Raw genomic sequence first — 20,556 nt, 5'->3', positions numbered from 1 at the left:
TCACTCCCGTTTCAAAATAGGCAAGCCGCCCGCGGCGTTTTCCTGAAAGACCACTGCGCCATTGACGGCCAGCATCGCCAGCCGCCCTCCCTTGTCCCTAAGCTGACGGGCCAGCCGCTGCCCTAGGGCTTCCGCCTCTCCGGCGTCGAGCCGGGCATCCCTCACCCAAACCCGCAACGCGCCCTGATCGGCGAACACCGTAATCTTGCAGGGCTTCAGCCAAGCCCTCAGGGTCGCCGCCGTCTCGGCCTCCAAGGCCGCTTCTCTGCTGCTGACGGCCGGCGCGTCCGCGCCCTCCGCAAGCGGCGTCAGCGGCGCCGCCTGCCAGCCCTCGGCGTTCGCCTTGAACGCCGTGTTCCAAACCAAGCCCGCCGTCGCTGTCGTCGCCCCCTCGCCCAGCGCGCGCGGCGCCTGCGCAACCGGCTCGACGCTGCGCAACGAGTTCCTAGGCGAAACCTCGCCCTCGCCCGGCGGCGAGTCATGCCGGCCCGCGGCGGCCAATCCAGCCTCCGTCTCCGCCGCATCGCCCAGACGAATCGCCTTGCACACGCTGCGCTTGGCCAGCTCGGCCTCCAACTGTCGTTGCCATTGCCGGCCCGCCTGCGGTTCCGGCGCCTCGCGCCTCGAACGCGCCGGAGCGCCGCTAGGCTCCCCATCCCATGTAATGACGCTCATGCGCCTCCTTGCCTGCGGCGCTGCAGCCAAGCCTCATCCTGCTCGCGAAACACTTTGCGCTGCTCTCGTTCGCGGGCGGCCAATCGATGACGCTCTTTATGTTTTTCCACCTGCTTCAACTCGGCGCGCGCGTTCTGCAGAACGGCCCGCGCCTGCGCCCAGTCCTGTTCCGCCGCGGTCACCGCCTGCGACAGCGCCTGGCAGCGCAGCCTTTGCTCCCTCAAGAAACTCAGAGCGGACAAATACATGGGGGGGTTGCCCGCCAGCACGCTCAAGGCCTGTTCGCAAATGGACACTTCCTCCTCCGCCTGGAGCAGGGCCTGACGAGCGGATTCCAGGCGCTCCTCCGCCGCCGACAAGGCCTGCCGCGTCAGTTGCAAAGAGGACTGGCGAAACCCCAGCAAGGGCTCCAGCCGGTAAGTAAAGCCCGCCATTTAGCCCCCTTGCAGCAAAGCGGCCAAACTCGCCAACGCCGCGGCTCTTTCGTCGCGCTGCCGAGTATCTTGTTGCAAAAAGGCCTCCAGACCGCTTTTGCGCTCCAAGGCCCGATCCAGTTCCGGATTGCCGCCGGGGCGATAAGCGCCCAACTCCAGCAAGTCCTTGCTCGCCGCCAACACGCTCAGGGTTTTGCGGCAGGCCTTCATGAGGCCACGCTCGTTCTCAGAGGCCAGCGCCGACGACAAGCGGCTGACGCTGCCCAGCACATCTATCGCGGGGAAATGCCCGGCGTTGGCCAACTCGCGCGACAGCACGATGTGACCGTCCACAATGCCGCGGACGCTGTCGGCCACCGGGTCGTGGATGTCGTCGCCTTCCACCAGAACGGTGAACAAGCCGGTGATCGAGCCGCCCTCCTTGCGCGTGCCGCAGCGTTCCAGCATGCCGGCCAGCTCGGAGAACACCGACGGGGTGTAGCCGCGCGAGGTCGCCGGTTCGCCTATGGCCAACCCCACTTCCCGACGGGCCATCGCGTAACGGGTAAGCGAATCCACGATCAACAGCACGGAGCGGCCCTGATCGCGAAAATGCTCGGCCACCGTCACCGCGCTCAAGGCCGCCGCCTCGCGCACCAGCGCAGGCTCATCGGCGGTGGCAACCACCAGCACCGCGCGCGCCAGCCCGGCTTCCCCCAGGCTCTCTTCGATAAACTCCAGCACTTCGCGGCCGCGCTCGCCAATCAAGCCCACCACCACCACGTCGGCCGCGCAGTTGCGCACCAGCATGCCCAATAGCGTGCTTTTGCCCACTCCGCTGCCCGCCATGATGGAAAGCCTCTGCCCGTAGCCTATGGTCAGCATGCTGTCTATCGCCCGGACGCCGGTTTCCATCACGCGGTCGATCCGGCTGCGGCTCAACGCCGGAATCGGCGCGCTGCGCACCGGCCGCCGACCGGAAAACCCGATCTCGCCCTTGTCGTCCAGCGGCCGGCAAAACGCATCCACCACCCTTCCCAGCAAAGCGTCGCCCACCGGCACCGAAAACGCGTGCCCGGCCGAAACCACCCGAGCGCCCAGCAGCAGACCGTCCACCGGACCATAGGGCAGCAATTGCAGGCGATCCCGATCCAAGCCGGCCACCTCGGCCAACACCGCCGGCCTATCGCCGGCCAGCTCGATGTGGCACAGATCGCCCAAACCAATGCCGGCTGGTCCGCAAGACTCCACCAACAGACCCACCTTGCGGCTGACGTAGCCTACGCGCTCCACCAGATCGGACGCGTGGATCGCCTCGCGCAATTGCGCCAGTCCCGACATCATCGCGCGCGCGCCTCTTGCAGACTCCGGCGCAAACGCTCCATCTGCGTGGTCATGCGCGCGTCAATATCGCCATGCATGGTTTCGACGATGCAACCGCCGCCGTCCAGGCCGGCATCCGCCACCACGCTCACTTCGCGGCCCGCTTCGCTCAATACCGCGTCGTCGCCCGCCAGCAAGGCCGCATCGGCCGGATGAAGCCGTACCCTCACCGGCTCGCGTCCCGCCGCTTCGCGCAAGGCGCTGCGCACGCAGGAACGGGCCAGCTCGGCGGACGGCGGCATCTCGCCTATCATCCGCGCCAACGCCTCCAGCAATAAGGGCGTCAACATGCGCTCCACTTCATCGTGCACCGCCTCGCGGACGCCGCCCAAGGCGGCCAGCAAGGCCTTGCCCTGAGCGCTCAGCGCCTCGCGCAAGCGCAACGACTCGGCCTCGGCCTGCGCCATCCCCTCCCGGTAGCCGTTCTGGCGCGCCGCGGCGCGCAGTCCTTCGCACTCGGTCCGGCACGTGGCGCGAGCGGCCTCTATCTCCGCCAGCGCGCGCGCGCGCATGGCCTGGATCTCTTCCAGCTCCGGCTGCCGCGCGGGCGGGGAAGGCGGAGAGTCCGCTAGCGGCCGCGCTGCGGCTGCGCGTGCAACCACGCCTTCGCGAATGCTTGGATTGCGGATGATGTCACTCATGACGCAGGCTTCCCCACCAGGTCCGCAGCCTCACACCCAGGCTGGATGGAGCCCGCTCCGTGCCGGACGGGCGTACCGACGGCCGTTCCGGCACCGCCGCCGTCACCGCTTGCAAACGGCTCAGCATGGCCGCGCGCAAAGCCGGGGCCGTCTGCGACACTCCCCCGGACCAGTCGCGGCGCAAGCTGTCTACTCGCCCGCGCCAGGCTTCCGCATCCTGGGTCGCGCTCAGAACCTCGCCGCGCAACTCAGCGCCCAGCGCGTGCCCCAAAGCCGCCTGCATCCACACCGGTTCCGCTTGCAAGGCCTCCAGCAAAGGCTCCACGCCGCGGCTCAACAGATCGACGCCGGCCGGAGAAGCCGCGGGCGGCTCCAATTCATCCGCCTGTTCGGTCAGCGGCCTGTCATCCAAGCGTTCCAGCGCCTGCCCGAGCAAGACGCGCTCCTCTTCGCTCAAACGAGACTCGAGCCAAGCCCGCTCTTCGGGTTTCAGCGCGGACACCGCCAAGGCTGCACGCAAGCTCTCCTGCGCCATCACTTGCCGCCTCCGGCTTGCTCCGCCGCCAACCAGCGTTGCACTTGCCGCAGCAAGCGTTCGCGCTCGGACTCCGTCAACGAGCGCGTCGACGCCCTGCGGCGCTGCACGCCGACGACGACAACGCCCAGCGCCAACACGACAGCCGCGCCTCCCCACAAGACCCATTCGCCGACATTGCTTTCTTTTTGACGGGCGGGCGTCGCCGGCAAGGCCTCCGCCGTCGGCTGCGCCGCCACCGGGGAGATATTGTCCAGCACTGAAAAAGCGATGCCGTCGCCGCGTCCGCTATCCAGGCCCACCGCCATGGAAATCACCTCGCGCAGCCGCTCCACCGTGGCATCGGACAAGCTGGTATTGGTCACGATGCCGACGCTGATGTGTTTGACCGCGCCGCCGCCGCTGCTGGTCTGCCGCAGTTCGCGTCCAACCTGGTATTCGGCGTCCAAAGACTTGTTGCCGGAGCCGCCCGTCGACGACGGCGACAAGCGCGTGGCGTCGCCGTCCCCTTGCCATTGCTCTTTCCGGCGCACCAGAATGCCCTTGTCCGAACCATCGCCGATCACCGACTCCCGCGTCAGCTTGTGCGAGGACAGGTCCAAGGCCACATCCACGCTGACCGCGGCCTGGCTCGGCCCAAGCGCCGTATCGAGTATGCGGCTCACTTTGTCGGCCAGATACGCTTCGGTTTCCTTTTTCAACTGCAAACCGGCGTCCATGCCCGCCACGCCTTCTTCGTCGTGCGCGCGCGCCGACAAGGCCACGCCGCGCTGGTCCAGCACCGTGACCGCGGTGACGTCCATCTCCGGCACCGAAGCGGCCACCAGCCGCTGGATGCCGCTTACCTGCTCCTGCTGCAAGCTCTTGCCGCCCTTCAGCGTCACCCAGACCGAAGACTTGGCCTTGGCTCCGCGTTTGCGCAACATGCCCCCCTCCGGCAACACCAGGTGAACGCGCGCGTTCTGCACCTCGTCGAAGCCCATGATGGTGCGGGCCAACTCGCCCTGCAGCGCGCGCAGATAGTTGATCTTCTGCGCGAATTCGGTCACGCCGAACTCCGCGTTGTTGAACAGTTCGAAGCCCACCGAACTCTTCAGATCCAGACCGCCGCCCAGCAGCTTCATCCGGGTCTTGTACAACAAGTCTTTTTCCACCTGGACGGTCTTGCCTTCATCCGTCAGTTGGTAGGGCGTTTTCTGCTTTTCCAGCGCCGCCACCACGCTGGCGGCGTCGCGCGCGTCCAGATCGGCAAACAACACCTGGTAATCGGCGCGGCCGGACCACCAGAACGCGCCGGCCGGCAGCACCACTGCCGCCAGCGCGCCCGCCACCAGGAAGGCGCGCCCCGCGCCCGAAGAGCGCTGCCACAGCGCCTTGAAAAAATCGACCATCTCTCGCCTATCCAATCAAATATCCAAGTCGCTGTTTACGATCTCGCAAGCCAGAGCGAGACCAGGCGAAAACAGCGGAGGAAGCGGAATTAACATCCCGTCAACAAACACTCCGAAGGCATACTCACCGCGCGACCTTGCGACGACGCGCAGCAGATCGTATCGGTCCTAAGCCGCCCGTCACACCTGCATCCGCATCACTTCCTGATAAGCCTCCAACACCTTGTTGCGCGCCTGCATGAACAGCTCGAACTGCATGCGGGTTTCCTCCATCCGCAACATCACCTGGTGCAAGCTGCCCGCCTGGCCGGTCGCCACCCCGTTGAGCAGCCCGCCCAGGCTGTTTTCGGATTTCTCCAGTTGCGTCAACACTGCCTCAAACCCGGTCGGCGCCAGGGGCTTGGCCGCCGCGCCGGACAGGGAGTCCGCCAGCGCGCTGCCGGCAATCGCCTCAATCATTGTTTGCCTCCAATTTCCAGCGCCTTCTGCATCATCGAGCGCCCCGCGTTGAACGCGGTCACATTCGCTTCATAAGACCGAACCGCCATGGTTAGCGCAAACATCTCTTCCAGCGTGTTCACGCCGGCGTATTGCACATAGCCCTGAGCGTCGGCCAAGGGGCTGGACGGCTCCAGCACCTTGCGGGCCGGCGCGTCGGACTCCACCACCACGGCGCGGATGCCCCCCGGCGGCGGCAAGCCCGCCTCCGCCCGCGCCAGTGCCTGGCCAAACCCGGCGCTCACCGGCTGCGCCATCACCCGCAAGGGTTTGGCCAACAGCGCGCCCGGCGCCGCCGCCACATTGGCGTTGGCGATATTGCGCGCGGCCACTTCCGCCCGCAGCTGTTCCACATCCATGCCGCTCTGACTGATCGCCAGCGATTCCCAAAGTCCGGCCACTTAGCGTCTCCCGTCCGAAATCGCCAATTGCATGATGGCCAGTTGTTTATTGATGCCCTTGATCAGGGTCTGGTAACGCAAGGTCGTATCCGCCAGTTGCGACACCTGATGGCTCAATTCCGCGGCGGAACCCGCCGCGCCCGGAACCAGCGCGGGACGCCGATCCGGCAGAATGCGCGGCCCCGCGCCCTCCGCGCCTTGCAAGACGGACTCGAAGTCCACTCGCAACGGCGTGTAGCCGGGGGTGTTGAGATTCGCGATGTTCTGCGCGATGACCTGCTGCCGCAGCACCAGGCCGTCGAGCGAACGCGAGACGGTTTCGCCAAGCGACGCGATTTGCATAGCCCGTTCCTCTCTTATTGAATGACCAGTTCCGCGCGCAGCGCGCCGGCGGTCCTGACCGCCTGCAACACCGCGATCACATCGCGCGGGCTGGCCTGGATGCGATTGAGCGCCGCGACCAGATCGGCGATGGTGGAATTGCCTTTCAGACTGATGCCCGGCAAAGGCTTCTCCTGAACCGCGACTCGGGTCTGCGGCACCACGGTTGTCCGCACATCGCGCGCGGAGCCAAACAGCGAAGGCGGTTGCGACACCAGATAATCGGTTTCCACCGATATTTTCAAGTCGCCGTGTACCACGGTGACGGCGGAAAGCATCACATTGCCGCCCGCCACCACAGTGCCGGTGCGTTCATTCACCACCACCCGCGCGCGATCGTCCGGCGTCACTTCTATCGCCTCGATCCGGCTCAAAAGATGGGTGGCGTCCGCCGCTGAAGCCGAGTCCACCTTAATGCCCACCTTGCCCGCGCCCAGCGGGCTGGCGAGACTGCGGCCCAGCTTCTGATTAATTGCCCGCGCAATGCGCTCGGCCGTGGTGAAATCCGGCGCCGTCAGCAGAAACTCCACCCTGCCGTTGCGGATGAAACTGGTGGCCACCGCCTGCTCCACAATGCCGCCCGCTGGAATCAGCCCGACGGTGGGATGGTTTTTCTGCACCCGGTTGCCATTGCTGTCGTAACGGTAGCCGCCAACCGACAGCGCGCCTTGCGCCAGCACGTAGACCTGACCGTCGCCGCCCTTCAGCGGCGTCTGCAGCAAGCTGCCGCCCAGCAAGCTGCGGGCATCGCCAACCGACGTCACGGTGACGTCCACCCGCGCGCCGGGCTCCAGCAAGGGCGGCATATTGGCGGTGACCATCACCGCCGCCGCGTTGCGGCTGTTGACTTGGTCCGGCCCCAGATTGACCTCGAACTGCTTGAGCAGGTTGGCCATTGATTGCTGGGTCATCTGGCTGCGCGCGCTGTCTCCGCTCCCCGCCAGGCCCGTTACCAGGCCATAGCCGATCAGCTGGTTGTCGCGCCAGCCGTTGAAACGGCCCAGGTCCTTGATGCGTTCGCCGGCCTGGGCCAGCGCAACGGTCAGCGCCAGCAACGCTCCGCCTTGCAAAATCCGCAAGCACCATGTTTTCTTGTTCATTTCCGCTCGGCCCCTGTCGGGCCGCCTGTTGTCACAACACATCCACCACGCCGTTGGCCACGACGATGGCCTTGAACACGGCTTGGTCCCGTTCTCGCCTGACGTAAACCAGCTGCCCCATGGCGCCGTCTCCCAAGGCTTCCGCCCCCACTTCCAAACGAATCGCCCCGCTGTTCAAGCGGACCAGCACCCGCTCCCCCTTGCGCACCAGCGCCGCCGGCTTGACGTCCGCCAGCCGCAGCACCGTTCCCGCGGCCAGATCCCTGGCGGCGCTCATGCCCTGCAGCGAGGACAGCGGCTTCGCGTCCGTCAAATCCGCCAGCGTTTGCTCGGCATTGGCCGCGGACAAGGCTTCGCCTTTCGCCACCGCCCGGCTGACGCGATACACCGGCCGCAAACAGCTCACCTGAAACCAGGCCGGCCAACTGCCGTACAACTCAGATCCTTCAAAAACATCCAGCCACACCGCCATCCGTCTCGCCAGAGCGGGCGCGGCGGGCAAGCGCGCCGCCAAACTGACGCCTTGCGGCGGCAGCAGCGCCGTCATCTCGTTCCGCTCGGGCTGAAGCTCCAGACGCTCGCACTCGCCGCTCAAGCGGGCGCGCAAGGCCTGCTCCCCTTCCTTGAGCAGCGCAGGCGCCGCCGGCGCCCCGCCCGCCCGAGTGACCGTAATCTGATCGGGCAGCCGGACCGGCCAATGCTCCGCCTCCACGCCCAGCGCCGCCCGCCACGCGCTAAGCAGTTGCAGGCGCCCCAGCGAGCGGGCTTCCCCTGCCTTCAAACCAGTGGCCAATGGCCTCGCCTCCAGGGAGCGTCGCAATACAGCGGGAAAGCTCCCTTCCAGCACCTGCGACCAGCTGACGCTGCGGCTCTCCACTTCCACCACGCTCCGCGCCGCCAGCGGCTGAGCCGGGATAGACGCCGCCCAAACCGCCAACAGCGCGGCTCGCTTCATCAGCCGCGCCGCAAGTTGTTGACGATGGACTGCATCTCGTCCGCGGCCTGGATAATGCGCGAGTTGGCTTCAAACGCGCGCTGGGCCAGCATCATGCTGACCAGTTCGTCCGCCATCTTCACATTGGAGCCTTCCAGGTATTTGTGCGCCAACTTGCCGCGCCCCTCTTCCCCTGCCGGCCCGATCTGCGCGGTCCCTGACTGCTCAGTCGCCTGATACAGGCCCTCTCCCACCGGTTTGAGCCCGGCCGGATTATTGAACATGGCCAATTCGATCCGGCCGACATCCAGCGTCTTGCCGTCCTCCGTCAATACGGAAACCTGGCCGTCCTCAGCCACCCGCAGGCCGCGGGCGTCTCGCGGCAAGGTAATGGCCGGCTCCAAGGGCTGGCCGCTGCGCAACTGCAACAAACCATCCTCGCCCACTCGCAACGAGCCCAATCGGCTATACAGTTGGCTGCCGTCCGGATTGCTGACGGCGACAAAACCCTCGCCATTGAGCGCGACGTCGAACTCCGACTCCGACGGTCTCAAATCCCCTTGGCTGAACACCTTCTCCACCGCGCTCAGCCGCGTGCCCAGGCCCACATAAGCCGCTCCGGCGGTTTCGCCCTGGGCCGGCGTCTGCCGCGCGGATTCGCGGTAGACCAGATCTTCGAACACCGCTTGCGAACGCTTGTAAGCCGGCGTGTTCATATTGGCCAGATTGTTGGCCACCGCCTCCAAGCCGCCTTGCTGCGCCGCCATCCCGGTGGCGCCCACATACAATGCATCAATCACGATTTCGTCCTCGCCTCATTGTCCTCAGAACTCGCCCAAGCTGCGCAGGGCCTTGTCCCATACCGCGTCCATGCCCTGCACCGCCTTCTGCACCGACTCGAAATGGCGAGTCGCCTCCATCAACTCCACCATTTCCCGCGTGGAGTTCACATTGGACATTTCCAGAAAGCCCTGCCGCAATCGGCCGGGGCCGCCCAAGTCCCTGGGCTCGGCCATCGCGCCGCTGACCCGATACAAACCATTGCCGGCGGCCTCCAGCCGCGCGTCCTTGGCCGGGTAAACCAGCTTGATGCGGGCCACCGCCAACTCCTTCTGGAACACCTGGCCATCGTCCGCCACGCGAAAAGCGCCCGGTTGCAGAAAGATTTCCCCCTGCTCCCCCTCAAGCGGCATGCCGGACTGGGCCAGCACCAGCCTGCCGCGGCTATCCAGCCGCAACCCGCCGCCGCGGCTGACGTAGGCGCCGCCGTTATCCAGCGCGGAGAAATAACCGGGGCCCTCGATCGCCAGGTCCAAATCGGAGCCGGTCCGGTGCATTGCGCCTTGCCGCGCATCCGCCAACGCGCCGGCCAGGACCTCGCCGCCCAAGGTGAACAAGCGCTTGTAACCCGCCGTATTGCTGTTGGCGATGTTGTGGGCCACGGTATTGACCCGGTTCATATCGGCCTGCATCGAAGCCGCCATCACGTTCAATAGCTCGCTCATCCGATTCCTCCGTCAAAACGTCACTGCGGCGAAGGCCTTCAAACCCACGCCCGGCGGCACTTCGTTCAAGGCCAGCACATGCAGGTGCGGCATCATCCGCGCGGTCAACTTGCGCAAATTGGCGCGCACCTCCGGCGCGCACAGCAGCACCGGCATGTGATTGGCTCCGGCCATCCGCTCGGATTCGGCCAGCATCTTTTTCAACAATTGCTCGGCAAAGCGCGGGTCCAGCGCCAGAGACGCGGCGCCGCCCTCGCTGCGGCGCAAGCCGTCGTACAAGGTTTGCTCGATGCCGCCATCCAAGGTAATCACATGCAAAGCGCCGTCGCCGTCCAGCAACGGCGCGCAAATCACGCTGCCCAGACGCTGACGCACGCGCGTGGTCAACTCGTCCACATCCTTGCTGGCCCGCGCCGCGTCCACCAGCACCTCCAGAATCGTGTCCATGCGCCGGATCGACACCTTCTCCAGCAGCAAGGCCTGCAACACCTTCTGGATTTCGCTGAGCGTCATCACATTGGGCAACAGCTCGTCCAGCAGGCTGGCCTGGGTCTGCCGCAAATGCTGCGCCAGACGCTCCACTTCCTCGCGGGTCAGCAAATCGGCGGAATGCCGCTTCACAACTTCGGAAAAATGCGTCATGAACACCGTGGCCGCGTCCACCACGGTGTAGCCCAGCTCGCGCGCGCGCGGCCGCTGGGCGTCCTGAATCCAGATGGCGGGAAGGTTGTAGGCGGGATCGGTGGTGGGCGTGCCCTCCAGCTTGGCGCGCTCGCCGCCGGGGTGAATCGCCAGCCAGGCGCCGGGCTCCAGGCTTCCCTCGCCCGCCTTGTCGCCTTGCAGGCGGATTTGGTAAGCGCCGTCGCGCAGGCTCTTGCTTTCCCTCACCTTCACCTTGGGCAGCACCAGGCCGGAATCCAGCATGTATTGCTTGCGGAACAGGCCTATGCGTTCCAACAGCAGGCTGCCGTCCTGCCCCATCAGCGGCATCAGGTCCGGCGCCAGCTCGATGGACAGCAAGTCCACCCGCAACTCCTCGTACAGCGACGCGTCGGCCGCCTCCGTCTCCGCGGCGGAATCGTCCGTCGAACCGTCTTCGGCGCCGCCCCGCAAACGGCGCAGCGCCAGGCCGCCGCCGGCGAACAGCGCGGCCAGCATCAAAGCCGGCAAGGCCGGCAAGCCGGGCAGCAAGGCGGCCAGCGCCAAGGCGCCGGCCACCATCAGCAAAATATTGGGATAGGCGGTGAACTGCCCCAGCACCTCGCTGCTCAGCCTGTCGTCCGACGCCGAGCGCGTGATGATGATGCCGGTGCCCACCGAAATCACCAGCGCCGGCACCTGGGTCACAATGCCGTCGCCAATGGTCAGCAAGGTATACGTCTGCAGGGCCTCCTGCCACGGCATCCCGTGCTGAGCCACCCCCACCGCGAAACCGCCCACGATATTGATCAGCATGATGATGATGCCGGCGATGGCGTCGCCCTTGACGAACTTGCTGGCGCCGTCCATCGCGCCGTAAAAGCCCGCCTCTTTCTCCAGCTCCTTGCGTCGGCGCTGGGCCTCGGCCTGATCGATGAAGCCCATGTTCAGATCGGCGTCTATGCTCATCTGCTGTCCGGGCATGCTGTCCAGCGTAAACCGCGCCGCCACCTCCGCCACCCGCTGCGCGCCGCTGGTCACCACCACGTACTGCACCACCACCAGGATCAGGAACACGATCACCCCGATCACATAGTTGCCGCCCACCACGTAGGAACCGATGGCCCCGATCACCCGGCCGGCGTCGCCGTCGGACAAGATCAGCCGGGTGGCGGACACGTTCAGCGCCAGGCGCAGCAAGGTGGCGATCAGCAGCACCGACGGAAAGGTGGAAAAATCCACCGGCTTGCGCACGTAGAAGGTCAGCAACAGCACGAACAGCGCCAAACTGAAATTGCCCAGCAACAGCGCATCCAGCACGCGGGCCGAAACCGGAGTGAACAAGACGAACAAAATGCCGACCATCAGCAGGATGATCGACACATTCGCCCCTTCTTTGAACAACTTGAGCAAGCTACTCATCTAAAACGCCATCGCAACACCGCCTGTCTCCGGCAGTTCAGCCCTTCTTGACCCGAAATGCCCAAACCAGCGCCTTGGCCACATCGCCGAAATAAGCATCGGGAATCCATTCATCCACATCCACATCGCGAAACAAGCCGCGCGCCAGCGGCCGGTTCTCCAGAATCGGCACGCCATGCCGCCTGGCTGTCTCTTTCATCTTCAAAGCCATCTCGCCGGCCCCCTTGGCCAACAACAGCGGCGCCGCCATCTTTCCGCGCTGGTACTGGATCGCCAGCGCCAGATGGCGCGGATTCACCACCAGCACATCCGCTTCCGGCACCCGCGACGCGGCGCGCGTCTTTTGCAGCAACTGCTGGCGGATTTCCTTCAATTTGGACTTGATCCGAGGGTCGCCTTCGCGCCGCTTGTACTCTTCCTTCACCTCGCGCTTGGACATCCGCAACTTCTTGCTGAGCGTGCGCCTCACAAACAGCCAATCCACCACCGCCGCCAACAACATGACCAGCGCCATATAGCGCAGCACTTGCAACAGGGCGTTGCCGGTGGCGGCGGCCACCCGGCCCGGCCCGGCGCCGGTCAGCAACAACCAATCCGGCAGCATTTCCCGGATGATCCAGTACAGAACCAGCGAAAAAGCCAGAAACTTGATGCTGGACTTCGCCGCCTCAAACACCGACCTCAACGTGAACAAGCGTTTGAGGCCCTCCATCGGATTGAGCTTCTGCCAATCCGGCTTCAACGGTTCCGTGGAGAACACCAGGCCCACCTGAGCGGCTCCGGCCACCCCCGCCGTCAGCGCCAACAACAGCCACAAGGGAAGCAGGGTTTGAAACAACTCCAGCCCCAGCTCTCGCATCCACACCGACAAGGCCTGCTGCGCAAACGACCACTCCCCCGCATGCGACAACAGCATGGCGAACAGACCAAGACAGTGCCGCGCCATGCCGGGCCCCAGCGCCATCAGCGCCAGCAACAGGGTCAGGGCCGACACTACGCCCAGCACATCCTGGCTGCGCGCCACCGAGCCTTTCTTGCGGGCCTCCTCGCGCTTGTGCGGCGTCGCCTCTTCCGACCTATCCTGCTCTTGCTCCGCCACCTAGCCCCCCTGAAAGCTCGCCAGATAATCCAGGATCGAGGCAAACCAGCGTTCAAAAAAACCGCCCAAACGCGGCAAAATCACCGCCAGCACCGCCAGGCCCACGCCCACCTTCACCGGCATGGCCATCACAAAAGCATTGAACTGCGGCATGGAGCGAGAAATCAGCGCCACGCCCACATCAATGGCGAACAAGGCGATCAGCAAGGGCGCCGCCAACGAAAGCGCCAGCGCAAACAACACGCCAAACTGCCCCACCGCCCGCTCCGCCAGCACTAGGCTGACCGGCTCGCCCACCGGCAGGGTCTCCAGCAAAAAGACCACCGCCTGCAACAGCATGTGATGGCCATTCACCGCATAAACGTAAGCCACCGCCAGCAACTCGAACGCCAGGCCCATGGCCGCGCCGGAGCGCCGCGTCAGCGGATTGATCACGCCGGACAAACCAAAGCCGATCTGGGTATCCAGCAAACGCCCCGCAAACGCCAGCGCGCCAAACGCGCACTGCACGCCGAAACCAAGCAAGGCGCCGATGAACAGCTCGGTCAAAGCCTGCCCGGCCAGCACCCAGCCATTGGCGGGCAAAACCAGCCGCAACTCCAGGCCATACGTCATCAGCGCCGCCAGGCTCAGCCCCAACAAGCCGCGCACCACCCCGGGCACATTGGCCGCGCCTATCACCGGCGTCAGCAACAAGACCGGAGCCAAACGCAGCGACAGCAAAAAAGAGGCGTATAGCCAGGTCAAATCCAGGGGAAAAGACATTGAGAAGCGTTTCAGAACAAGGACGGGATGCTGCCAATCACACCCGCGGCATAGTTCACCAGCGACTTCAACATCCACGGGCCAAACAACAACAGGGCCGCAAATACCGCCAGCAACTTGGGCACGAAGGCCAAAGAGGCATCCTGGATCTGGGTCACTACCTGGATCACGCTGACCAAGATGCCCACCACCAGGCTGAACAACAGCACGGGCCCGGCAATGGCCAAGGCCATCCACATCATTTGCGACATCAACTGCAGTGATTGATCGCCCGTCATTCCACCCGCCCTCATGCAGCGGCCCGGTTTTCGATGCTCAATCACCATGAAAACAAGCAAGCCGCACAAATGTTAAGGATATTAATGAGATTCATACTTTTTTACAACATACCATGACCATATTTACAAACTAAAAAAATCCAATTTAACTACATGATTTTTAAATGGAACCTCAAAAAATCAGCGGTTTTTAGAGGATGAAAATCCTGTATCCGTCTCTCCATCAGTCGTCGCAATCAAGCCATTCCGCCGTTCAAGCCCGCCACCAACATCAAATCTGCGGAACTTCAGCCTTCGCTCAAACACACGTCGCGGCTTAAAAATGCCGCCCAATGCATGAAGCAAACCAGCCGCTCTCGGCGGCTAGCACGCACTTGACAACCATTGCTCCGCCTCACTGCCGGTAGTGCAGAGGGATGGGAAAGGGGAAGGGGAGGTTCGCCTCACGGCGTCCGTCGCAACGCCTGAAGGAGACCGGATCGTGAGGCAGGTTTGAACCGACGAGAGATAAGAAAATTCGGGAACAAGCGGTCCGCCGGCAGCCAGCGAATCCATTCAGCGTTTTCAGCAGTCTTGGATGGGAAGGGATGCCGGGTTCTCACGGCGCCAATCCAAGAATTTTCCGATGGCCCCACCGAAACCCCACGGCCATCGAGTTCAAATGCGGCAGCGGGGTCGGCTGACGCGCGGCCAAGCTTGGCCGCTACGCGGTGCAAGCTGCTTGCCTCCCCGCTGCAAGCACGTGATAATCCGGCCGTGCTGTCAATCAGCACCGGGCGTAGGAACCTGGGTAGCACTATGGCGGACACGCGGCCTATAGAACGTTGGCTGCGGCAAACACACTGCACTCAGGAGGCTCCAATGCCTAACTCTCCTCGCCCCCACCACACCCCGTCGCTCTCCACCTTGCTGTTCCAGCTGAAAAGCTTGCGCCAGCAAAATGTCTCGCTACAACCGATCGAACCGCTATTGCAGCAACTAGACGCATACTGCGAGCACTTCCATCACACCGCCCACCTGCTTAGCCTGGAACTCGGCCAGGTCAGCAGCGCCCTGAGCGCGCTGGCGGCGATGCTGGACCAATCCAATCTCGACACGCTGGAGTGCGAGCAGGTGTATTGCTTACTGGAACCCTTCGCCCGCCGGCTGCAACAGACCACGATACAGATGCAGGAATTGGCGTAAGCCTTTGAACAACCAAAGCCCTGCGAGGGGTTTTGGGGGCTTGGGCTTTAAGCTACAGCGTGTCCAAAGGCAGTGTTGCCAAGGTGCCGCGTGGGCAAGCCTTGTGGCTTGCCCACCCTACTTGCTGGAGCCCTTCGCCCATCGTTTGCAACAGACTACGATACAGATGCAGGAACTGGTTTGAGCCTTATAAACGACCAAAGCCCCGCGAGGGGTGTTGGGTGAGGCTTGAGCTTATAAGTTACGGCGCGTCCCAAGATAATGTTGCCAAGGTAGCGCGTGGGCAAGCCTCTTGGCTTGCCCACCCTACTTGCTATTATCATCGAATTTTTCAGTTAAAAACTACTGCAACCGTCCAATGAAATTAGCTTTAGCGTCTTCAAAACTATCAAACGTACTCAACTCTGAAAAAGCACCACGTTCTGAATAATAGACAAGCCACTTTCCTTCAAAAAACACAAGACAAGTTCTCTCATCACGCTGATGGCCAAGTGAATAACAAGAAGCAGGAATACCCAATGCTTTTAACTCACTAGCTAAAGCTAGCAATCGTGGATCACTCATAATTCCAGTACTTTCCTTTGAAGATTTCCTTCAAATAGGGGTTATTACCTTTAGTTAACGTAAACGGAGATCTACGAGCACCATCAATAGCATCAAGTCGGTACTGCATACCACCGCCAGACTCACTAAACCAGGGCCGAACCTCTCCAGCCTTAACAGGCAAGGGTCGAAGAACCTCATACACATAATAGTCATCAGCCATAGTGCCTGGCTTTAACGCTCGGGCTGAGTAAGATGTTCTAACCGGTGACAAGAATGAGCCCTGTGGAGGGCCAAATCTATCAATTACTGCTCCAGGAAGCAGCACGAAATCATGCTCTACTTGATTGACTGACCCAGGGAATGGTGGCCACTCTTTATCAGGCAAACCAACCTTGGGAGTTTTGAAGCTTGAGGAAGATCGTGCAGCAGCACTCTCGGCCAAATTAGACTCAACCTGCGCCCGAATAGTAGCTTGAGACAGATCAACCGCCCTGCTTGGAACAACCCCAGCCGCCACTCCACGCTCACCACCACTCCACCCCAACCGTCCCACACTACCAAACGCACCGCGCACCGAAGAAGAGCCCGGTCCTAATAGGATCGAAGCTGCAGTCGGCAGAGTTACACCCGCCGTACCACCCCACACCGCCAATTGAGAGTAACCAGTCAAACCACCCAGCCAGTATCCCCCATCTCCGGCTTTTTGCTCCAACCACCGGAAGCCCGCTCCTACCGTATTATTCAAACCTTCCAGCATCGCTTGAGAGGTTCCCAGCCGGGGTTGATATGTCAGAGTCGCAGCAATGTCTCTCCCTGCTTCAACATCCCCTCCTGTAAGCATCATCCCATATCCTGAAGCGGGGGCGGCTACCAGACCAGTGGCCATGGTCAAACCAACTTCTTGCGCCCCCAGCATCCACTCCACGCCAGATTTTGCCCACTCCAGGCTACGGCTCACTGTATTCAGCAATCGCTGCCAAACGCCTGGACGAGAGGCAGTCACCGTGACAGGCTCAAGCTCTATGGTGTTTTCCCAATTAAACCCTTCTTTCGCGCCGGCCTTGGCTGCCGTCGCCCGTTGCCCCCCCTCATCCACAAAGAAACCCAGTCCAGCATCGCTCATCACCTCTTGCCCACGCGGCCACTTGCCCGCATCCGCCACCAGTACACCACGGCCGCCATAGCCCGTCTGTTGCGCAGACGTCAGTTGTTCCGCCATTGCTTCAGCCAGACGCGCTTGCTGCTGTTGTCGCCCCAGATCCCTATTCTGAATCCCGCTCACCACTTGGTCGCCCAGCGCATTGCCAAACGATTCCGCCGCGATCGCGCTCCAGTTTGGACGTTGGCCGTTCACTTGCGACTGGATGCCGCCCGACACCAGGCCGCGCAGCGTGCCGTAGCCCACACTGGCAACCGGATCTTTACTGCTCCAGCCCAGGCTGTCGCCCATCCAGGCACTGATCCCGGCCGCCGCGCCGCTGGCCGCCACCGCGGTCCAACTGAATCGCTTCTGCAAGCCGGTGGCCACCGCCACGCTCTGGGTCAAGGCATTGCCCGCCGCCGCCCGCAGCGCGATTGGCGCGTTTTTCAGCGAGTCACCCAACATCCCGGCCCCCATGCCGGCGCTCACCCCCGCGCCAAGGGCGCTCAAACCCACCTGGCTCCACGAGAACTGATTCTGTATCCCCATCGCCACGCCCTGGCCGGCCATAGAGGCTACCCGCGCCCGCCGCCGCATAACCGGCGAAGGTGGCTGCGGCGCTCGCTGTCGCGGCTACGCCCGCTACTCCTGTATTGCCCCCACTGTTTGGAACAAGTAAATTGGCCAGCTTGAAAAGCTGGCCAATTCTTACCTATCACCTACATAAAAGCTGTTTTATCACCCATTAGCTCGTGGTACATGTAAGTACACGCATCAGTTTCAGTCTGAAATTTTTTAACAAAGGTTCTTCCTCCGCGTTCAAAGTAGAAAACCTCCCAATCTTTTCCGGATACTTCTAAGCAGAGCGCCATATCTTCAGGGCCAGATACACTATAGGAACTGGGTCGAACTCCCGCCGCTTGCAAGGCACGAACAAGTTTTATTCTAGTGCTTATATCCATTAAAAGGCCCCCTATAAACTTCCGTAAGTTGTTCGCTAAACAGCAAGTCCTTTACCCGAGAGTCACCAAGGAGCTTGTACTGCATTCCCATCCCCACCTCACCAAACCATGGTGCGATAGTACCGACTTCAACTTCAAGCGGCGATGTAACTTCAAATACTGAATATGGTGCTCGCAATGTTCCCGGCCTCAGTGCTCTTTCCCCATATGACGTACCTGTTGGTGACAAGAAGCTACCAAAATCAGATCCAAAACGGTCAATCTTCGTACCAGGGAGTAGGGTAAATAGTGAACTCTCGCCCAATGCACCATAGTTAGGAGGCCATTCACTGTTTGAGTATGCCTTGAACCCAGGTGTGCTTACCCGGCTTGCATCGTCAAACAACCGAAACTCTTTAAGTGATGGTAGACCTACAATTTCATTTTCAGCTTTCCATGCTTTATATGCATCAAGACGAGTAGCCAGATCAGGATTTATTCTGTTTGGAACTATCTCACCATACCGCGACAATGCCCCCCGCCCAAGCGTAGCCGGCCTCCCCCAAATCGACGTCACCGTCGCGCCAATACCCTCCAGACCATAGCTGCCCGCCGGATTCGACGCCCCTACAAACCCCAGCCGCGTTGCATCTACACGGGTGCCACTCAAAGCTCCCAGCACGTTGCCGCCAGCGTAGCCCAATGTCAAGGCGGTATCTTGTCCGGCTTGGCCTGCCCCGCTCCAGATTGCGCTCAAATAGGTTGCTGTGGCTACTGGACTGCTGCTCAGCATATCCAGTTGCTGCTCCAACTTACTCGGTGCCCACTGGGCATTGAGTTCCGCCCGGCGCTGCGCCGCATCCGGGGTTTGGTAGGTCAGGAAGTCCCACAGAGAGGCATCTCCCGACATGACCTTGCTCCAACCTTGGCCGATAGTGTAGTTGGAACGGCCATCCAGGGGCTGCCCCATAATATCTACATCTTCCACCTCCAGCGGCTGCAATGGCTGACTCACCGGCCGCAAGGCGGTGCCATCCACCGAGTAGCCCGGCCCGGCATCGCTTATCACCTCCTGCCACACCAACCGGGTCTTGCCCCCATCCGCCATCATCACCCCGCGCCTGTCGTAGCGGGTCTGCTTGGCCTCGGTCAGCATCTCCTCCATTGCTTGAGCCATGCGCTCTGCTTCTGACTTGGGCTTGGGCGGCTCCTTATCCCGGCTTTGGATGCCGTTCACCACCTGATCGCCCAGCGCATTGCCAAACGATTCCGCCGCGATCGCGCTCCAGTTAGGACGTTGGCCGGTCAGTTGCGACTGGATGCCGCCCGACACCAGGCCGCGCAACGCGCCGTAGCCAACGCTTGCCACTGGCTCCGAACTCTTCCAGCCCAGACTGTCGCTCAGCCAGCCGCTGATCCCGGCCGCCGCGCCGCTGGCCGCCACCGTGGTCCAGCTGAATCGCTTCTGCAAGCCGGTGGCCACCGCCACGCCCTGGGTAACGGCGTTGCCCGCCGCCGCCCGCAGCGCGATTGGCGCGTTTTTCAGCGGATCGCCCAGCATCCCGGCACCCATGCCGGCGCTCACCCCCGCACCGATGGCACTCAAACCCACCTGACTCCACGAGAACTGATCCTGCATCCCCATCGCCATCGCCACGCCCTGGCTGGCCATAGAGGCCACCGCACCCGCCGCCGCATAACCGGCGAAGGTGGCTGCGGCGCTCGCTGTCGCGGCTACTCCCGCTGCCGCTGGCGCCGCGCCCAGCAGCGGGATCAGCGCCTGGCTGAAGATCGGGCCCAGCGTCATCACCGCCACCACGGCGATAATGGCTACAAAAATGGTACCGAAGCCGCCGCAACCTCCGCCTCCATCATCAAAGCTGGGCATGGGCGGCGGCGGCGGATCCGGCAGCGTCGGCGTCACATCCCCTATCGCCTCGCCCGGGTTGTATACCCGGTAGGTGCTGCTGTTGTTGTGCACATTCGCAACTTTGTTCGGCACTTTCAGCACTTGGCCCGCCGTCAAGGGCTCGCTGCCGCTCAGGCTGTTGGCGTCCGCCAGCAAATACCACATCGCCTGGTCGCCCCACAGCGCCGCCGCCAGGCTTTGCAAGGTGTCCCCCGCCTTCACCGTGACGAAACCCGGCGTTTGCCCCGGGTAACTCGGGCCGATCGGTTCGTAGTTCTGGTCGAAGTCGGCGCTGTTCACCGGCTGGCCTTCGCGGTACTGGTCTTTGCGGTTGCCGATCTGGCTTTGCGCCAAGGCTTGCGCGTAGTCGACCCGACTGGCGCCGTCGTTGCCCACCGAGCCAATCTGTTTGCCGTCCAGGAAGTAGTAGTCCTGCCGTTTGTAGGTGCTGCCCTTGGCGATTTCCTCGCGCTTGAGCACCAGGCCCTGGGCGTTGTTGACGTAGCGGAGGCTGCGCTGGCCCACTTCATCGCGTGCTTCGGCCAGGTGGCCGTTGACGTTGTAACTGAGATGGGAGTAGCCCTTTTCCCAGCCCGGCGCGTCCTTGTTGTACGGCTGGGCGGTGATGGTGCTCTGCTTGGCCTCGTCCCACCATTCGTAGCCGTAGTAGCTGGTGGTGGTGGTGCCGCTGCTGCTCTGCGCGCTGCTGGCCAGGGTGCCGTCCGCCATCAGGGTGTAGGTGGTGGTGGCGCCGTCCCGGGTTTGCTGCAGCAA

At 62.9% G+C, this 20,556-nt stretch carries 21 protein-coding genes; 1 reads left to right on the top strand and 20 read right to left on the bottom strand.

Features of this window, described 5'->3' with window-relative positions:
• The 17 genes from JW897_RS17385 to fliQ form a co-directional block, all read right to left on the bottom strand.
• Positions 1-675 (bottom strand): hypothetical protein, encoded by a 675-nt coding sequence (locus JW897_RS17385; protein WP_205467069.1) that lies wholly within the window; start codon positions 673-675, stop codon positions 1-3.
• Complete coding sequence (locus tag JW897_RS17380; protein WP_205467068.1) at positions 672-1,109, bottom strand: flagellar export protein FliJ; 438 nt, start codon at positions 1,107-1,109, stop codon at positions 672-674. Before JW897_RS17380 ends, JW897_RS17385 begins: the two co-directional genes overlap by 4 nt.
• On the bottom strand, positions 1,110-2,432 hold the full coding sequence (locus tag JW897_RS17375) for a FliI/YscN family ATPase (RefSeq protein WP_205467067.1): 1,323 nt from the start codon (positions 2,430-2,432) through the stop codon (positions 1,110-1,112).
• Positions 2,429-3,112: a FliH/SctL family protein gene (locus JW897_RS17370; RefSeq protein ID WP_205467066.1), complete on the bottom strand. Its 684-nt coding sequence runs from the start codon at positions 3,110-3,112 to the stop codon at positions 2,429-2,431. The genes JW897_RS17375 and JW897_RS17370 overlap by 4 nt, the downstream gene beginning before the upstream one ends.
• A complete protein-coding gene (locus tag JW897_RS17365) occupies positions 3,105-3,647 on the bottom strand; it encodes a hypothetical protein (protein ID WP_205467065.1) in 543 nt (180 codons plus the stop codon). Before JW897_RS17365 ends, JW897_RS17370 begins: the two co-directional genes overlap by 8 nt.
• Positions 3,647-5,038 carry a flagellar basal-body MS-ring/collar protein FliF gene (gene fliF / locus JW897_RS17360; protein ID WP_205467064.1) on the bottom strand — a complete coding sequence of 464 codons (1,392 nt, stop codon included), beginning with the start codon at positions 5,036-5,038 and terminating at the stop codon, positions 3,647-3,649. The genes JW897_RS17365 and fliF overlap by 1 nt, the downstream gene beginning before the upstream one ends.
• A 180-nt stretch (positions 5,039-5,218) precedes the next feature.
• Entirely contained in the window at positions 5,219-5,497 is a 279-nt protein-coding gene (fliE, locus tag JW897_RS17355) for a flagellar hook-basal body complex protein FliE (RefSeq protein ID WP_205467063.1), read from the bottom strand.
• Complete coding sequence (locus tag JW897_RS24545) at positions 5,494-5,937, bottom strand: flagellar basal body rod C-terminal domain-containing protein (protein WP_205467062.1); 444 nt, start codon at positions 5,935-5,937, stop codon at positions 5,494-5,496. Before JW897_RS24545 ends, fliE begins: the two co-directional genes overlap by 4 nt.
• Positions 5,938-6,279 carry a flagellar basal body rod protein FlgB gene (locus JW897_RS17345; protein ID WP_205467061.1) on the bottom strand — a complete coding sequence of 114 codons (342 nt, stop codon included), beginning with the start codon at positions 6,277-6,279 and terminating at the stop codon, positions 5,938-5,940.
• A 14-nt stretch (positions 6,280-6,293) separates the two neighbouring features.
• Entirely contained in the window at positions 6,294-7,418 is a 1,125-nt protein-coding gene (locus JW897_RS17340; protein ID WP_205467060.1) for a flagellar basal body P-ring protein FlgI, read from the bottom strand.
• Between the two features lie 31 nt (positions 7,419-7,449).
• Positions 7,450-8,373 carry a flagellar basal body P-ring formation chaperone FlgA gene (flgA, locus tag JW897_RS17335; RefSeq protein WP_205467059.1) on the bottom strand — a complete coding sequence of 308 codons (924 nt, stop codon included), beginning with the start codon at positions 8,371-8,373 and terminating at the stop codon, positions 7,450-7,452.
• Complete coding sequence (flgG, locus tag JW897_RS17330; protein ID WP_205467058.1) at positions 8,373-9,152, bottom strand: flagellar basal-body rod protein FlgG; 780 nt, start codon at positions 9,150-9,152, stop codon at positions 8,373-8,375. The genes flgA and flgG overlap by 1 nt, the downstream gene beginning before the upstream one ends.
• Before the next feature lie 24 nt (positions 9,153-9,176).
• A complete protein-coding gene (locus JW897_RS17325; protein ID WP_205467057.1) occupies positions 9,177-9,857 on the bottom strand; it encodes a flagellar hook-basal body protein in 681 nt (226 codons plus the stop codon).
• A 12-nt stretch (positions 9,858-9,869) separates the two neighbouring features.
• Positions 9,870-11,918 (bottom strand): flagellar biosynthesis protein FlhA, encoded by a 2,049-nt coding sequence (flhA, locus tag JW897_RS17320; protein WP_205467056.1) that lies wholly within the window; start codon positions 11,916-11,918, stop codon positions 9,870-9,872.
• 37 nt (positions 11,919-11,955) lie between these two features.
• Positions 11,956-13,017, bottom strand: a complete 1,062-nt coding sequence (locus JW897_RS17315) for an EscU/YscU/HrcU family type III secretion system export apparatus switch protein (RefSeq protein ID WP_205467055.1) — start codon at positions 13,015-13,017, stop codon at positions 11,956-11,958.
• Positions 13,018-13,782, bottom strand: coding sequence for a flagellar biosynthetic protein FliR (locus JW897_RS17310; protein WP_205467054.1), 765 nt, complete (start codon positions 13,780-13,782; stop codon positions 13,018-13,020). It abuts the gene before it with no gap.
• An 11-nt stretch (positions 13,783-13,793) separates the two neighbouring features.
• Complete coding sequence (gene fliQ / locus JW897_RS17305; protein WP_107731646.1) at positions 13,794-14,060, bottom strand: flagellar biosynthesis protein FliQ; 267 nt, start codon at positions 14,058-14,060, stop codon at positions 13,794-13,796.
• Between the two features lie 861 nt (positions 14,061-14,921).
• Between fliQ and JW897_RS17300 the strand changes: the two genes are divergently transcribed.
• Entirely contained in the window at positions 14,922-15,245 is a 324-nt protein-coding gene (locus JW897_RS17300; protein ID WP_205467053.1) for a hypothetical protein, read from the top strand.
• Positions 15,246-15,587: 342 nt separating this feature from the next.
• On the opposite strand, the gene JW897_RS17295 is transcribed toward JW897_RS17300, so the two are convergent.
• From JW897_RS17295 to JW897_RS17285, 3 genes are all read right to left on the bottom strand, one after another.
• The gene (locus JW897_RS17295) at positions 15,588-15,809 is read right to left on the bottom strand and encodes a hypothetical protein (protein ID WP_205467052.1); all 222 of its coding nucleotides are present in this window, start codon (positions 15,807-15,809) and stop codon (positions 15,588-15,590) included.
• The gene (locus tag JW897_RS17290; protein WP_205467051.1) at positions 15,802-17,397 is read right to left on the bottom strand and encodes a TNT domain-containing protein; all 1,596 of its coding nucleotides are present in this window, start codon (positions 17,395-17,397) and stop codon (positions 15,802-15,804) included. Before JW897_RS17290 ends, JW897_RS17295 begins: the two co-directional genes overlap by 8 nt.
• 480 nt (positions 17,398-17,877) lie before the next feature.
• Positions 17,878-20,556 (bottom strand): glycohydrolase toxin TNT-related protein (locus tag JW897_RS17285; RefSeq protein ID WP_205467050.1); only part of this gene is annotated, 2,679 nt, incomplete at its 5' end.

Origin of the sequence: Chromobacterium alkanivorans, from assembly GCF_016937655.1 — a bacterium.
GTDB lineage: Bacteria > Pseudomonadota > Gammaproteobacteria > Burkholderiales > Chromobacteriaceae > Chromobacterium > Chromobacterium alkanivorans.
This window is presented reverse-complemented; position numbering and strand designations above follow the sequence as displayed.